We start from the raw sequence: 14,928 nt of genomic DNA, 5'->3' as shown, positions 1-14,928 counted from the left end.
GTTTAAATGGAGTCAACAGAACCTAAGAAATACCCCCCGACAGAAAAAAAACTGCGTGATCTAAAGAAGAAAGGGCAATTTCCGAAAACAGAATTAGCAGAACCTACGTTAGAACTGTTTGTTTTTTGCATTATTATAGTTATCACCTTACACAGTCTATTTGAATATACTAATGAATGGATTTCTTCAGCTATTCAATCAGACATAAATGTGGGTATAGATAACATGTTTTCTATACTAGGTTATACTATTGGATTTTTGGCATTCTTTAAAATAGTGATGGCTGTTTTTGAGTGGGTTATGATCAATAAATCTGTAATAAGCACGGAAGCTTTGGGTTTTAAGATCGATAAAATTAACCCAGTTAACGGGGCTAAAAATATTTTTGGTGTTGAAGCTATTTCACGTTCGTCTCGTAAAGTTTTAGAACTGTTGTTTTTGCTTTTTTTATTGAAGTATGTTTTTGACGTTTTAGGGGCAGAGTTATATAAGCTAAATGAAATTAATAACTATCCTTACTTTATTTATTACTTACTTTATTCAATAGGTGCCGTTTCTCTTTTCTATTTGGTTTATGGTGTCTGTGTTGGATCTATAGACTATTTGGCTGAAAAGTATCATTTTCACCAAAAAAATCGCATGACATTCACAGAAATGAAAAATGAACTGAAAGAAACAGAAGGTTCACCAGAAATTAAGTATGAAAGACGTCGAAGAATGCGAGAGGTGATGGAATCTCCTGTAACAAAAGGAAGAAAACCAACATTTGCAGTGGCTAACCCGACGCATATCTTGGTGCCTATTAGTTACGAACCTAAAATAGAAAAAATACCAGTAGTTCTAAAAATATCTACCGAGTCGCTTGCTTTATCTGAAAGGAAGCGCTTAGAAGAACAAGGGATTCCAATTATTGAAAATATTCCATTGGCGCGTTCACTTTATCGTAATATGAAAAGTGGGGAAGATTTTTTGCCTAAGGAATTTTATAGAGATGTCGCCGTGATTATATCAACCTTAAATAGGCAAAAAAATGTTAAGAAAAAATAAATTTGTTTTTATTGGGTTTGCTAGCTTGTTGACTGCATGCAGTGGACCAATTCGAGAAGATAATTTAATTCTCGACATAGATTGGGAACCAGATATTTATAACATGGTCGTGACTCATGTCTCTGATCCGAATAACTTTCGTTTCATTGTACATCAGGCGCCAGGATATATTGAAAACTCACCTCATGAGCAGGCATGTTTGGAGATTGACCAGCCATTAGAACCCAATCGTTATTATTTAGCAAACCTCAATACCTACGGTTTAACAGAGGTATGGACATGTGAAGGCGAATACTGGTTGTACAGTAATTTGGTTGATCCTCACAAAAGTCTGGGTACCGGCTTGAATGTGTGGGATCCGAGAAATTATCGCTCGAACGGAAAGCATTCATCTGGAAATGGAGATAGAAATAGTACGAATGGGCAGGGTTATCCTCTTTTTGGTAATAGCGGCATCGATGGTTTAGACGCTTATCTGATTGGAGAAGGAAATTTAAGGTTAGTCTTCGAGAACTTATTTCCAGTTAATGAATATGAGTTAACGCAAGCATCAAAGGAAACATTGTTACAACTCATTCAAAAGTTGAAGAATTTACCTGTAAAAGAACTAGTCATCTATGGCATAGCGGACTCTTCAGGTTCTTATGCCAAAAACCGAGTTCTGGCAGATCGACGGGCATTGGCGGTGAGAGATTTTCTTGTTGAAGAAGGGCTTCGAAACGTATCAATAGCAATTCGAGGAACCGTAGAAAATGGGCTAGAGACAGCGGAACAACGTGTTAAACAACGAAGATTTTCAATTGATGTAAGGCTAAAAAGTAATGGCAAATAGAAAATTTCAATTGCTGATGAGTGAGTTTGCTCAGTTGACAAACGGAAAGTCCATAAACCTGAATGCAGATCAATCATTGGCTTGTCACTATTCTGGCATGGATTGCTATGTAGAAGATGGTGCACGAATTGGGTTACATGGCCAGATGTTAGTGATTGTACCGATTGTCAAAAAGTTGGCAGCAAGACAGCAAGTGCGCCTCAATAGCTCTTTCGACCTTACTAGAGATGGTTATGTCGCAGAGGTTAAAAGTTACGGATGTTGCTTTGTTCGTCACTTAGTTGCGCCAGAGCATCCTCAAGTGTTGTTGAAATTTCTGTCTGAAACTGTCTCAGTAGTCAATAAATTGAAGAGTGAGATTACCAAGAATGTGGCTAGCTGAATTCGTAGAGGGTCCCCTAAAAGGTGTGGCATTTCCTTTTGAGTCAACTTTGGTATTCAGTGGAAATGAACAGAGCGACAACGACAAAACAGTTCCGATCCCAGAATACTTACAATCTGATGAAAGCTTTGAGCTGGCACTAGAAAATGGGAGTCCGGTATTAAAACAAACTTCTAAAACATTGTCCCTAGTTCAGAACAGAGTTTTTCAATACAAAGGTGTATGCCTGTTTGTTTATCGAAAAGGTGAGAGAAACCCAAATCTTCGACGTTACTACTTTAAACGATACCGTTCGGTACTCTTGGTCACGTTATTGGCGCATGTTAGCGTTGCTATTGTGGGGTATGGAATAAACAATTTTCATCAGGGAGAAGAATTTGGTGATCGAATTAGTGCGATTGGCAGCGGCTATATTTCAGAAGGCGTTCTTTATGTAACGGGCAAAGAGGATGTAAAGAATTTGCCGTCTTCTTGGAAGAATTTTATTAAGCCATTAGCGAGTGACAAATATGAGCAAGTGTCACAGTTTAATGTTGCTGTTGTTTCTGAATATTCTGGTAAACCCCTAGATATGAAGATTGTTCGTAAAGATGGATATGACGAAATCAGGGTAGACACCAAAGAAGATGACAATCATTTCATGGCATTGCTGGGCCGACACGGCATCAGCTTCTATCGAGATGAGAACGACAATTGGTATGTTTCTGATCCTACGAAAGTGTCAGAACTTTTAAAAGGTGCGGGCCTGAGCCACATGTTGGCTTCGGTTAAATCAAGAGCAGATAACGCGATTATCATTCCGGATGATCAGTTCCCGTACTCTATTTTTTATTCATCTCACTCTGGCCGATATCTCTTTGATGAGAGCAAGAGGTATTGGGAGGGAAGTGAAGTGCCAAAACTGGGTGTGATTAAGTCAATAGCGCAGGATAAAGTCGTGTTCTTTGACGGAGAGCATACTCGAGTTTATTTGATTGATGTTTAAAGAGAGGTTGAAATGATGAACTCTTCTATTTCTGGGTTTAGCGTACCGTCAGATGTACCATTAACTCGACGCAACGAGGTGGTAGCAGAGCAACTAACTCAACAAAGTCCGATCATACAGCGTGCTGCTTCGTCTGTACCGCATTCTGATGTGCGCGCTTCGGTTAAAGACCCACTGGATTTAATTGATGACCTTTTAAGTCGTTATTTAGATCAGCAAACGGTTCGAGCGAAAACCATGGCTGATACGATCGAGACTTGGTCCAATGCTATCGCGGAAATCAACCGAATTTGGGGTTTGGTCATGCAAGATAACATGAACCATACGAACCCAAATGACAATAATACCAGAACGCCATTGGGTGATAGCGTTTCTGGACAGCACCTAACAGATATCGACCGAATTATCAGAGAAGAGTTGAAAGATGACCGTGGTATTGCTGCGATTACAGGGCTAGATCTTAATGCATCCAAAACTCACCGCGTTTCCTACACTGACTTGCAGTCTCTGAACGCAACCATGACAGCGTACTGTGACACCATTCAGGTTGATATCGATACAGAACAACAGAAGTTTAAAAACGTAATGACAGAAATCACTTCTGCACAAGAGGAAATTCGTGATGTGCGCCGTGTGATTGTAACGTTGAGCCAAGGAGGCTAATTGTGAAAATAGCGATCGATGTTGTTATTGCACGCTGTTCCATGACGCTTGAAGAGCTGCTTCACTTGCAAAAGGGCAACATGATAAAAATCGATGATTTCGTACAATCGGAAGTGATGCTTAAAAGCGGCAATGAATTGATTGCAACAGGGACACTGATCAAAATTGATGATCAATACGGCGTATCGATTGACAACGTAAATCAAGTGAAATCGTAATTTTGTGAAAGGGCAAGGAATTGCCCTTTTATTTTAGGTTTTTATGTGTTTTTTATTTTATTTTAGGTTTTTCGTGGAATTTTTATGCTTTTTTCATAACTTTATCACGAGATCATTAAGTGGACGTAGATAATGCGGACCTCGGATTTTCTAGGGCAGCGTTGCTCAATTTGCCCTTAAGGACAGAGATGTTCTCTTTCACTCTCAATTACAAATCAATCAAAATGATGAAAAGGGTTCACTATGTTAAGAAACTACTTGTTAGGTAACCAAGTTATCTTCGACACACTAAAACGAGAAGTAATCAGCCCTGAGCAAATTATCAGCTTGGGTGGACGTGAGTCAGCGATTCTAAAACTATTGTGTGAGAATGCTAATGTGGTCATTTCCAAAGAAGACATTCAGGACAAAGTCTGGGGAAAAGTGTTAGTGAGTGAAACGTCACTTACAAAGGCGATTTCAAACTTGCGCAAATCCTTACAAATGTTGGAAGGCGTCATGTGTGAGATTAAAACGATCCCTAAAGAAGGGTATATGTTGATCTTAGAAGATGAGAACTTAGGCTTAATGGTCACTGAAGATGCGCCGCCTTTGGAAGTGAAAAGAATCGAGTCAAAAGATGTGGCAATGATCAAGCAACCGATAAGCCACAGTAAACCGATAGTACAAAGGGAACCTGTAAATATGGTGGACCCTAAATGGTATATCATCGGAGTATTTTCAGCCGCACTTCTGTCTTCTATGATTAGTACGATTTTAGTGACATTAATTAAGTGACCCGCAAAGCAAGTGAATACAAACATGGATGTTTCTGGTTCACTTGCGCCTTCCATGACCACTATGCGTCATATTCTGTTCTATCCTTCCTAACAAAAAACAGTCTGGTCTCTCAAACATTAAACATGCCATTTGATTTAGTTTCATTGCTCATTGCTCATTGTTTCTGGCTATGGCTACGAGTGAGCATGACTTTATCTTCAGCAACGAAGATATGGCTTTCATTTGAGTCCCCCAAAATCTTAGTTTTGAACGGCAGCGTACATCGACATTTTTGAAGAGTGTCATTTGACCTTAATACCAATACACCTAAACCACTCGATTGAGTCGGTGGTTATCATTCGCTCCGGCTCTGCCTAATATCAACATTGTTTACTTTGGCTTCGTATCCGACCACAAAGTATTAAAGTGCTTTAGGTAAACACCTTTAACAAACACAGCCGCTTTGTTTAGCGATGACTTTTGCTCAATGTCATAGATTTAATATTGGCTCCGAGCATTGACATGGTAGTGCTACCGCCAGTCTCAACTCTCATACCCCTTTTAGGGCGATCACACAACCCTAGTTCTTCAGAACGGCCTGATTTAATTAATTGGCTTTCATCACTATCAATAGAATCCGCTCGTGCGACAGGCTATTTTTCTATCATGGGAGGCGAAAAACACCAGTTTTGTTTCTTTCTATCTCTATTGGAATCCTCGGATTATTGATTAGAGGAGAGAGCTACTCTTCTAAGCCCTATATTTGTTCGAAAATCAAATTTTAAAAAGCGAGATGGTGATTTTTCGAGGTTGTGTTTTCTATATTGGCAAGAATGGAAACCCAATATCTGTGGTAAGAACGGAGAATAGGGTGTTATTACACAGAAATACATTTCATAAACATTCTTTTTGTTATGGCAAATTCTGAACATTTGTGTTTTTCGGGTGGGGATTGCTGCGTTTTTGTGGATGTTAGGTGAGTTGCTTGAGCTTTGTTCGCGTTTTTTTTCAAAATTTCGGATGGTGAGAGTTTGCCGCGTAAGGGTTTTGTGTGTTGAGGGTTTGAGTGTTTTTGTCTCAGGTTTTTTCACTGGTTTTATCGCTTTCCTGGCTGTTTAATTGTTTGCATCCCGAGGGGCAAGTGACCCAATGCGGGAATCAAACAATCAAACAATCAAACAATCAAACAAAATTTAAAATTAAAGGAGCTTATATATGAACTCTCTAAATATTGGTGGTATGGCTGGTCGTGCAATTGATCCAAACGGTGCTTTGAAAACGACCGAGGTGGGTAAGACATTTGAAGATTTTGTAACTACGGCTGATACTGCAGTAGAAACCTTTATTACTAACAAAACTACCGCTGGTACTGGTGGTGCTGGTGGTAGCCTTTCGCTATCAGCCGGTGAATCACTAGAGCTGCAACGTCTGATGGGTGATCAAAGTATTACTGTACAAACGGGTACATCAACGCTTAAGTCAATTAAAGACTCTATTTCATCTGCAGCTCGTAACATTTAATTTTTGCTTAATTATGCCAGGGTTTACGCCCTGGCATACGCATAGATTTGGGTAGAATCGATATGGTTGAATTATTAAGCCCGCATAATGCTTATGTGGGCGTAAACTTGGTCATGCTGTTGGTTCTGGTCTTGTTATCAGCCGTCTTTTTTATCTGCTTTTCAGGTTTTGTTAAATACAGCATTGTTTTAAATATTATTAAAAACGCGGTGGGTACTCAGCAAATACCGCCTGCTATTGTGGTTAACTTATTGGCGGCATTAATGGCGCTAAATAGCGTGTGGCCAGAAGTTAAGCCCGGCCTCGAGCGTGTGAAACCGTATTTTTCATCTCAGCATCGGTTAGAAGATAGTTTAGATACTAGCGCCTCTGTTAGCAGCGAAGAGTTACCTAAAAACGTCACCATGTTTACATTGGTGAGTAACCTGTTTGAGTTTTTTCCTGAGTTGTTAAAAACCGCAGAGGATAAAACGAACAAATTGACCTCATTAATCGACATTCCTTTAAATTTTGATGAGGAAAACCAAACCTTTAAGTTCTTTATTGGTAGTTTAATTTATGACTTGTATAAAGGGTTTGAGTTAGGCTTAAAGCTATATATTGTTTTTGTCAGTATCGACTTTTTGATTGCAGTAATTTTGAGTGGTGTTGGTATGACAATGCTATCGCCAACGGTTATCTCTACACCGGTTAAGCTTGCTGTATTCTATTTTTCGGACAGTTGGACCATTTTATTTAAAGCGTTGGAGTAACTGTATGCAACAGTTACTATTTCCAAATTGGATTTTATTTGCTGGCGTTTTTTTATTTTTAAAAATATTTAACCCAACACGACTATACCTAGATAATACGTCCTGCTTGGCAATTGCAATCGCCATGGCGATATGTTTAGAAGGGTTCAACTTAGTTGCAAACCCTACCTTGTTATGGTTAGTCGGCGTGGTTATTTTTGCTTTCTATTGCTCAATCCCGTATTGGTTGAGCGGTATGGTGGGTGGCGTAATCCAGCAGATGTTGCTGCTGAATGAACAGTCTGTTCAAGATCACCGTTTCACCGAAGAGTCTGAGGCTTTAGCAAAGCTAACGAGTTTAATCTTTTCGTTTTATGCGCTGGAAAGTGGGTTGATTTTTTTTCCTCTCCTCCAGGTTATTCAAAACCAGGTCACGGAGTTTAATGAGTTTAGTATTGATGGTTTTTTTAAGATGTTAGTCGATAACCTTCAAATGGCTCTAATTGTTTCGGGGAAATACATCATCCTCATGCTTGTGATTACTATTTGCTGCGGATATTTAGACTTATTTTTTAAAAAAGCATCGTTATCGATGTTTGTTACACCAAACATTAAAAGTATCGTGGTGATCATCATTATTAATTTGTGGGTGTTACACGATCAGTTTTATCTTTTTGAACAGATGATGTGGAAGTTAGGTTATGAATAAAATTGAAGCGATTAAAATCGATACTGGTTTGACATATCAAGGCGAAAATGAGTTTGAAACAATGCTAAATGAAATCGAAGCATTGAATAAAACAGAAGGAAGCAGCTCAAAGGAAGAGGGGGAGGTTACACTGGGTGATGCTGAAATTGCTGATATGATCGTAGCAAGCGGTGTTATTAACAATGTAATCAGGACAATTAAAGAAGACGAACAGAAATTAAAAGAGATACTTGACGATGTATAGATTAATTTTGCTTGTACTTTGCTGTCTAACCTTCACTGTGCAAGCTGATGTAATGATTAAACAGCAAGATATGAATTTAATTGAGGCGTTAGATGCCATTGCAAAGGATATGCAATTAAAGCTGGTCTCAAATTTAGATACGCAAACACAAAACCAACCAATGACTCAGACGCTATCAGGCCCTGGCCCTGTGTTGTTGGACAAGCTATCGAAAGTGTTTGATTTTGATTGGTATACTTATGGCGGGACGCTAACGATTCAATCTGGGCAAGAGTATATAAATTACACTTACAAACCGAGAAATATTTCTCCTGAGTTGTTGCTCAGAGAATTGAAGTTAACGTTTAAAACTAACGAAACGACAAAAATTCGTTTGGTAGAACGTGGGCACTCAATCTTATTTTCAGGCACCAAAAAGTTTGTCAACGATGCGGTTGCTTATGCAGGGATGGTAGATAAAAACCATTTTCTTGAAAGAGGTAATAACCTTGAGTTGGCAAGAATCGAGTTTCATTATATCTCGGTTCTAGACCGCAATATTGCTACATATGATGGCCAGGCAACATTCCCTGGTGCACAGTCACTTATTGCGGCCGCAATTACCAATATCGGTCAGTTTAAAAATATCAGTGATGGTGAAATTGTTTCACGAGCCTATAAAGTCAAACTCAGTGAAGGCGATCGTCAGAATCTTGATGAGGAAGAGAAAACCACAAATGTGCAGGCGCTACCTGGCTCTAATGCATTGTTAGTTCGAGGAACGCCCGATGAAGTGAAATTGGCAAAGCGAATTGCGGCTTTGATCGATACGGAGCGTCGTCAATTGTTGTTTTCTCTCAAAGTATATGATGTATCTGCAGAACGAAAAGAGCACTTCGGTGTTGATAGTTCATGGGTTAATGGTTCACGTGGCGTTTATGATCTTGTCGTGCCTCCGTTTACAGAAACTATTGATTTTCTGAGAAACTTTCAAGCACTGGCATCAAACGGTATCGCTCGCGGTGTTTATGAAACTAACTTGCTTGCTTTGGAAAACCAACAAGGCCACTTCGGTAAAAAGCAAACTGCAACCATCGCTTTGATTTCAAATAAACAGGTTGAGACACAAAAAATCGAAGCTGATAACAGCTTATACGTGACGGGGCGCTTACTGCCATCTGGAGATGTGCAAGCAAGAATTCAGTATGTTGAGGAATCTTTGGATGATGACGAAGGTGGTGATAGTTCGAACAGACCACCTAAAGTGAGTTCTCAGTCTTTGAACTCTGAAGTCTACATTAAACCGGGACAAACCATTATTCTTGGCGGTTTTGACAACACGGTTACACAACAAACGGAAAGTGGTATTCCTGTTTTATCGTCAATTCCACTATTAGGTGAACTGTTTAAATCAACGTCGGAAGTTAAGAGTAAGTACAAACGTTATGTTTCTATCTCATTCCAGGTAATCGAGTGATGTTACAGCACTATTTTAAGGTCAAGGAGTCATATCAAGACACCGTACGATGCAAGGTTAATATTGATGCGTTTGTCGGACAGGAATGTTTTGTTGAAACGGTGGATAGTGGTTGGATTCGTGGTGAAATCTTAAAAGTTTCCGGACATGATATCGAGATCAAACTGCTCCAGCCGGGCTCGGTTCAGCGAGGGGGAAAAGTCGAAATCACCCCAAGGCGCTTCTGCTTTCCTCTAAATGAAGAGGCATTAGTCGGTAAGGTGATTAACTGTTACGGTGAGTCTTTATACGGAGAGAGTTATCTCGAACAAGAGGGAAATTATAAGGACTTGCCTATAGCGCTAGAACCAATACCACTTCAGATGCGTGCACCGATAGAAACGGTGTTCCCGACAAAGCTGAAAATTATTGATGGTTTATTTACGATCGGTGAAGGCCAGCGTTTAGGCTTGTTTGCCCCAGCGGGGGCCGGGAAGACAACAACGGTATCGATCATGGCGAACAATATGGATGCTGACGTTGTCATCTTTGCGATGATAGGTGAGCGCGCGCGTGAAGTGGTCGAATTTTTGGAAGGGGAAATTGGTCCGGAAGTGATACAAAAATCAATTACGATTGTATCAACTTCTGAGGCCAACCCTCTGGAAAAGGTTCGTTCGGGGTTAGTTGCCGTTTCTATTGCTCGATATTTTATGGAGCAAGGAAAGAAAGTTGTCCTTTATTTCGACTCCTTAACTCGATTTGCTCGTGCACAAGCGATGTTGGATGGCACTCCGATTCAGGGAGGAATTCCGATTGGCGTTTCTCTTGCGTTATCAAGACTAGTTGAAAGTTGTGGTAACTCTATCTCTGGTTCTGTAACCGGTATTTTTACGGTACTTATTGAGAAAGAAATTGATGATGACCCAATTGCCCACGAGGTTAAATCACTGATTGACGGGCACTTGGTGTACTCAACCACAATTGCATCGACTGGTCGATATCCGGCGATTGATGTACTTAAAAGCAAAAGTCGTTTGCAGAACAAAATTCAGGACAAGGAGTACGTTCGGCTGTCTGAGCGGATCAAAGATATGGTTCATAGGTACTTTAGTGTCGAACTGCTTATTCGTGTTGGTGAATATGAGAAAGGCAACGACCTAGAAACTGATGAAGCGATAGAACTGTATCCGAAAATAATGGAATTTTTAAAGCAAGGGTTTGACGGAGTTGAATATGAAGAAACCCTCAAAGGAATGGAGAGAATTTGGTCAGCTTATTGATATCGTTGATATACGTATAGGTAAGCAAGTTAGATTATTGGATAAACTCAAGAAAGAGAGGCAAGAATTAGTAGAAAGCATAAAAAGTAAGTGGCTTGATATAGAAACACTGCAAAGTGAATTAAAAGTATTAAATATAATACAAGAAAAAGATGCCCTCACTCGCTTGTTCAGGCGACGTGAGGGGATCAAATCTAAAATCGAGAGTTTATTCTTTGAAGCTTCTCTAGCTCGACAAGATCTTGAAGAGTTGGATGAAAAAATCCACGATGCTGAGTTAGAAAAAAAGAAACTTGAAAAGCGAAAGGATGCCCTTACAGAAATGAGAGTACATTTACTATGACTGGGTATCATGATTTAAAACCGTCTTCGCTTTCATCTTTTGAACGCAGTGATTTTTGTAAAGAAAATTTTAATGGAAAAGAAGAGTTTACAAAAATATTGTCTCAGGTAGAGATATCTAGTAAAGCTTCAGAAGGAGAATCTTTATTAGAGGTTGAAGAGGAAACCATTAATGAAGATGAAGATGAAGATGAAGATGAAGAGAAGAGTAGTCTACTTGCTATCGAAGGTATTGTAGGACGGGATTGCTTAAATTTTCTTTTGAGGAATCCACACAGAAATCAGCATCTGGAAATTAAAAAAAATGCATTTATTGTTGAATTAGAGTCAATAAGATCATCATGGTCTAGAGATTATAGTTGGCATAATGGTTTTTATCCATTGTCCTTACTTAAGGCGAAGTTAGATACAGAAAAAATTTGTAGTTCTAAACCTTTTGAAAGTAAGTTAATAGGTTACTCAGAAAGCTCATGTTTCATTTTATGGAAAGGTAACCATTTAAATTTGGATGGCACCAATCGTGTTGAAAATACAACTGATGTTTTAAGACAGATTTCTCATGGCACAAAGAAATATTACCAAGTAGAGAATTATATTCTATCGGAACTCGTTTTAGATGGTTGTCTTAAGAGTGGTTTAAAACTCGATGGTGACTATTTTAAAGACGGTTCTAATCTTGTTAAATATAGGGTTTTCTTTAAGAGAAAATATTACTGTTTTACTTTTGATTCAGGTCGACTTATTGATTATTTAGAGGAAAGCCATGACAGTTCTTGATGTTGTTTCGGCTAGCTTAGATATCTTGTCAAATGCAATTATAATATTTTCATTAGCATTTGTGGTTACAGGTGTCGTGGTCGGCTTGCTTCAGACGGTATTTAGTGTGCAGGACCCAGGCTTGCCAATGGCAGCCAAATTAGTTGTTTTTATGTTCTTGTTAGCCGAGTTCGGTGGTGGAATATATGAGCAGTTCTATTTAGTTTTCAAAGAGTTATAATACTTGTTAAATAAGGAGTTGTTTTGAAAACATTACGAGAAATCATTTATAAAACGCTGGTTGATAATCTAAATATCGACCCTAGGCTGCTATCTCGAGTAGAAAGCAATGAGCCAATTAGTATTGAGCTTGTTAGTGGTGAAGAGATTTTTATTAGTTTAAGTGACGGTGCGCTACAAACTTTTATAGAAATACCTTTAAAAGACATGAGAAGTCTTAGATTCAAAGCTTCTAAATTGGTTGAGTTACTACTTGAAGATGAGGATGTGTTTGTTAATTTTAACAAAGACAAAATTGTATTAATCAGCGAGATAGAAAAAGATAAATTAAACATTGATAAAGTTCTATCGAAAAAGCTCACTTTATTCAATAAGTTCTCTATTGAAGTTAGACAGCTTTAACCTTTTTTAAATGCCAATATTTGGCCACCATGAAAGAAAAATTTCATTACAATATATTCGTTTGTTTCACTAACCACTTGAACAGGATTAGCACTGTTTAATATGTTATTTATTTCGTTTCTGTATTCTCTTAACCGAAAAACAGGACGTTTACCTTTAAACACATCAAAATTATCAAATAAAAGATAATGCTGGTGTGTTTTTTTTGTTATGGTGGAACCATCCCCCACAACCTTATAGTAGTTGGTTTCTTTTTCTGTTGGGTATTCCATTACCGCCATATCTATATCAAAGTTGTTATGTAAAACGTCCATATTTATAAGCGTATAATAGCTAAAATTATTATCTATATCTAATGAATTATAAGACGCTTTGAAATATAGTGTTGGTTGCTCTTTTTCATAGTTTAAATAGACTGCAGATAGTACTACGTTTAATATTGTCAATAAAATTGCGCTATATTTCCACATTGTTTAGTTCCTCTACAACTCTAGCTGATATGTATGAAAATGGCAGATCTTTGATATTTAATATGACTTTATTAACAACTATACCATCACTCCCTATGTATGAAAAAGATAAGCTTTCATCAGTGATCATTATGAATAACTTTTCGGGCTTACTTGGTGAACTTCTGTACATTTTTAATATCTCTGAAGCAAGTTTGTCAGACAGTTCAAAATCGTCAGAGTATATTGATAAATACTCATGTTGATAGCTTAGATTGGGGTAGCTTAATAAAACAGGTTTTCGAATATATTCTTCGTTATACAGCTTTATAGATACAGTAACCAAGATAATTAATAAATTCAAATATAAGTATTTGAATCGAAATAAGTTTGTACCTTTCAACTCTTCTTTCGTTGGAATAGATGTTGGCTTTGTCTTTGTACTATCAGGTGAAGCAGCCGAGGAGTCGATAAGTTGTTCTACGATGGAGGAATCAAGCACATAGCCAACTTTCGCTACAGTTTTTAACCACAACTGATTCTTTCCATTATCCTCAATAAGATTTCTTATATTTCGGATAGATTGTGTTAGAGAGCTATCAGACACAATCTTGCCTGGCCACCCTTTTTCCATCAAGTGAGCCTTAGACAAAATTTGTCCGGAGTGTTTTGCTAGCTCCAATAAAGTCAAAAAATCATGGCGGCCAATTTTGTGTTGAGTTCCGGTTTCACTATCGACCACTATTTGTGCGTCTTCCTTCAGAATGAATTGTTTTACTTTGTACTGTTTTCTCATGGTGATCTCTGAAGTTGTGGCACTCTTCTTTACATTCTACACGCCAATTTCTGATGAACTCAAACCTAAAGTTGTGATGCTGTGTATTACAGAACAACTTTCAATAGCGTGGAGTTTGGTACATAGCTCAAGCTATTATGATTAATATTGATTTTAGTCTAAGGAGTAAGCTAACCATTCAGTTAGGGGGCATAGTAAGCTACTTGACTTTTGAGAGCAATATACGGGCCTATGTACTTGCACCGCCCCGAAAACTAAATCACAAGTAAAGATACTATCCGACGATTAGACACTTTATGAGATAAGAAATTGTCATGAGTGATTTTTAGACAGAATTTGTTCTGGCTACTATTGTGAGAGGCTTCGTTTCCTAATTCGAGTTCAGTTAAAAACTCACCGAATATGATTAATTGTTAGGCGGTCACTATCGTTTCCGCCATACTTCGCCCTGTCAGCTTGTTAACGCTTTTATCATGGTGTAAGTCTTGCCAACTTGAGCAGTGTAATTTCGTAAGCTTAGCTCCTCACCGACCAGTTTCTTTACACGGAACATCGCCTTCTCTGAGAGCGAACGTTTATGCTAGCCGTACTTCTTTTTCCAATGCTTATTTTAACCGTACAGCTTCTGGTAACTGGCTACTAAGTTGCGAGGATGAACTTGTTCCAAAAAAACTACACTTTCTCTTGGTGGAATGAGCAGTGTGGCTTGTTTGCAAATACATGAAAAATGATGGCATGACGGCGGTCGTGGCGTGCGCTTAAAAATAGAGTTAATGAACCTTTAAAGACCTCTCAGCGGCAATGAAAATACACGTTTAACCATAAGAGCCGCAGTAATCGCTAACTCACAAAACAATCGCGGTCTTCCACGGTTCTCCTGCTTGATTTGCTTCAATAGCTGAACGGTCTCTTCATCAATCCAAAACCTCAGTGAACCGTGATTGATTCAAACTTAGTTGTAGTGTTTTCAGTTGGTTGTTTGGTGTTTTTTTCATGATTATTCAGTTTTCTTTTTTGTTTTTTTTTTGCTTTTATGATGTCTGACATTCAAGCCTTAGAGCTTCCATCGGCTTCGCTGCAGAAATCGAATGAACTAAATTAAAATCTTACGTTCAGAGCAGGGACATTCATTCA

At 38.4% G+C, this 14,928-nt stretch carries 19 protein-coding genes and 1 pseudogene; 17 read left to right on the top strand and 3 right to left on the bottom strand.

What is annotated here, in order from left to right; translation table 11 throughout:
• The first annotated feature begins 6 nt into the window (after positions 1-6).
• The 17 genes from DYB02_RS18360 to DYB02_RS18280 all read left to right on the top strand — a co-directional run bounded on the left by DYB02_RS18360 (position 7) and on the right by DYB02_RS18280 (position 12,549).
• Positions 7-1,047 (top strand): EscU/YscU/HrcU family type III secretion system export apparatus switch protein, encoded by a 1,041-nt coding sequence (locus DYB02_RS18360; RefSeq protein WP_005499541.1) that lies wholly within the window; start codon positions 7-9, stop codon positions 1,045-1,047.
• A complete protein-coding gene (locus DYB02_RS18355) occupies positions 1,031-1,879 on the top strand; it encodes an OmpA family protein (RefSeq protein WP_029804608.1) in 849 nt (282 codons plus the stop codon). Before DYB02_RS18360 ends, DYB02_RS18355 begins: the two co-directional genes overlap by 17 nt.
• The gene (locus DYB02_RS18350) at positions 1,869-2,261 is read left to right on the top strand and encodes a hypothetical protein (protein WP_029804609.1); all 393 of its coding nucleotides are present in this window, start codon (positions 1,869-1,871) and stop codon (positions 2,259-2,261) included. The genes DYB02_RS18355 and DYB02_RS18350 overlap by 11 nt, the downstream gene beginning before the upstream one ends.
• Positions 2,248-3,246, top strand: coding sequence for a hypothetical protein (locus tag DYB02_RS18345; RefSeq protein WP_029804610.1), 999 nt, complete (start codon positions 2,248-2,250; stop codon positions 3,244-3,246). Before DYB02_RS18350 ends, DYB02_RS18345 begins: the two co-directional genes overlap by 14 nt.
• A 12-nt stretch (positions 3,247-3,258) precedes the next feature.
• Complete coding sequence (locus DYB02_RS18340; RefSeq protein WP_029804611.1) at positions 3,259-3,909, top strand: hypothetical protein; 651 nt, start codon at positions 3,259-3,261, stop codon at positions 3,907-3,909.
• 2 nt (positions 3,910-3,911) lie between these two features.
• Positions 3,912-4,127, top strand: a complete 216-nt coding sequence (locus DYB02_RS18335) for a FliM/FliN family flagellar motor switch protein (RefSeq protein WP_029804612.1) — start codon at positions 3,912-3,914, stop codon at positions 4,125-4,127.
• A 243-nt stretch (positions 4,128-4,370) separates the two neighbouring features.
• A complete protein-coding gene (locus DYB02_RS18330) occupies positions 4,371-4,904 on the top strand; it encodes a winged helix-turn-helix domain-containing protein (protein WP_029804613.1) in 534 nt (177 codons plus the stop codon).
• 1,197 nt (positions 4,905-6,101) lie between these two features.
• Complete coding sequence (locus tag DYB02_RS18325) at positions 6,102-6,407, top strand: hypothetical protein (RefSeq protein WP_029804614.1); 306 nt, start codon at positions 6,102-6,104, stop codon at positions 6,405-6,407.
• Between the two features lie 62 nt (positions 6,408-6,469).
• A complete protein-coding gene (locus tag DYB02_RS18320) occupies positions 6,470-7,159 on the top strand; it encodes a flagellar type III secretion system pore protein FliP (RefSeq protein ID WP_029804615.1) in 690 nt (229 codons plus the stop codon).
• 4 nt (positions 7,160-7,163) lie between these two features.
• Complete coding sequence (locus DYB02_RS18315) at positions 7,164-7,847, top strand: hypothetical protein (protein ID WP_021450641.1); 684 nt, start codon at positions 7,164-7,166, stop codon at positions 7,845-7,847.
• Positions 7,840-8,091 carry a hypothetical protein gene (locus tag DYB02_RS18310; protein WP_005499525.1) on the top strand — a complete coding sequence of 84 codons (252 nt, stop codon included), beginning with the start codon at positions 7,840-7,842 and terminating at the stop codon, positions 8,089-8,091. The genes DYB02_RS18315 and DYB02_RS18310 overlap by 8 nt, the downstream gene beginning before the upstream one ends.
• Positions 8,084-9,547 (top strand): secretin GspD/PilQ domain-containing protein, encoded by a 1,464-nt coding sequence (locus DYB02_RS18305; RefSeq protein ID WP_029804617.1) that lies wholly within the window; start codon positions 8,084-8,086, stop codon positions 9,545-9,547. Before DYB02_RS18310 ends, DYB02_RS18305 begins: the two co-directional genes overlap by 8 nt.
• The gene (gene vscN2 / locus DYB02_RS18300; RefSeq protein WP_021821930.1) at positions 9,547-10,809 is read left to right on the top strand and encodes a type III secretion system ATPase VscN2; all 1,263 of its coding nucleotides are present in this window, start codon (positions 9,547-9,549) and stop codon (positions 10,807-10,809) included. The genes DYB02_RS18305 and vscN2 overlap by 1 nt, the downstream gene beginning before the upstream one ends.
• The gene (locus tag DYB02_RS18295; protein ID WP_029804618.1) at positions 10,763-11,152 is read left to right on the top strand and encodes a hypothetical protein; all 390 of its coding nucleotides are present in this window, start codon (positions 10,763-10,765) and stop codon (positions 11,150-11,152) included. Before vscN2 ends, DYB02_RS18295 begins: the two co-directional genes overlap by 47 nt.
• Positions 11,149-11,928: a hypothetical protein gene (locus DYB02_RS18290; protein ID WP_029853157.1), complete on the top strand. Its 780-nt coding sequence runs from the start codon at positions 11,149-11,151 to the stop codon at positions 11,926-11,928. Before DYB02_RS18295 ends, DYB02_RS18290 begins: the two co-directional genes overlap by 4 nt.
• Entirely contained in the window at positions 11,915-12,148 is a 234-nt protein-coding gene (locus DYB02_RS18285) for a flagellar biosynthetic protein FliQ (RefSeq protein WP_005499519.1), read from the top strand. Before DYB02_RS18290 ends, DYB02_RS18285 begins: the two co-directional genes overlap by 14 nt.
• Before the next feature lie 23 nt (positions 12,149-12,171).
• On the top strand, positions 12,172-12,549 hold the full coding sequence (locus DYB02_RS18280) for a hypothetical protein (protein WP_005484512.1): 378 nt from the start codon (positions 12,172-12,174) through the stop codon (positions 12,547-12,549).
• Here DYB02_RS18280 and DYB02_RS25985 read toward each other — a convergent pair.
• From DYB02_RS25985 to DYB02_RS18265, 3 genes and pseudogenes are all read right to left on the bottom strand, one after another.
• Positions 12,546-13,019, bottom strand: a complete 474-nt coding sequence (locus DYB02_RS25985; protein ID WP_225868825.1) for a hypothetical protein — start codon at positions 13,017-13,019, stop codon at positions 12,546-12,548. The two genes, DYB02_RS18280 and DYB02_RS25985, sit on opposite strands and share 4 nt — an antisense overlap.
• The gene (locus tag DYB02_RS18270; protein ID WP_029804621.1) at positions 13,006-13,794 is read right to left on the bottom strand and encodes a winged helix-turn-helix domain-containing protein; all 789 of its coding nucleotides are present in this window, start codon (positions 13,792-13,794) and stop codon (positions 13,006-13,008) included. Before DYB02_RS18270 ends, DYB02_RS25985 begins: the two co-directional genes overlap by 14 nt.
• A gap of 413 nt (positions 13,795-14,207) precedes the next feature.
• A pseudogene (locus DYB02_RS18265) lies at positions 14,208-14,740 on the bottom strand (transposase).
• Positions 14,741-14,928 lie beyond the last annotated feature (188 nt).

The organism is Vibrio parahaemolyticus, from assembly GCF_900460535.1.
Taxonomy (GTDB): domain Bacteria; phylum Pseudomonadota; class Gammaproteobacteria; order Enterobacterales; family Vibrionaceae; genus Vibrio; species Vibrio parahaemolyticus.
The sequence above is the reverse complement of the archived record's forward strand: the minus strand, read 5'-3'. Positions and strand labels throughout refer to the sequence as shown.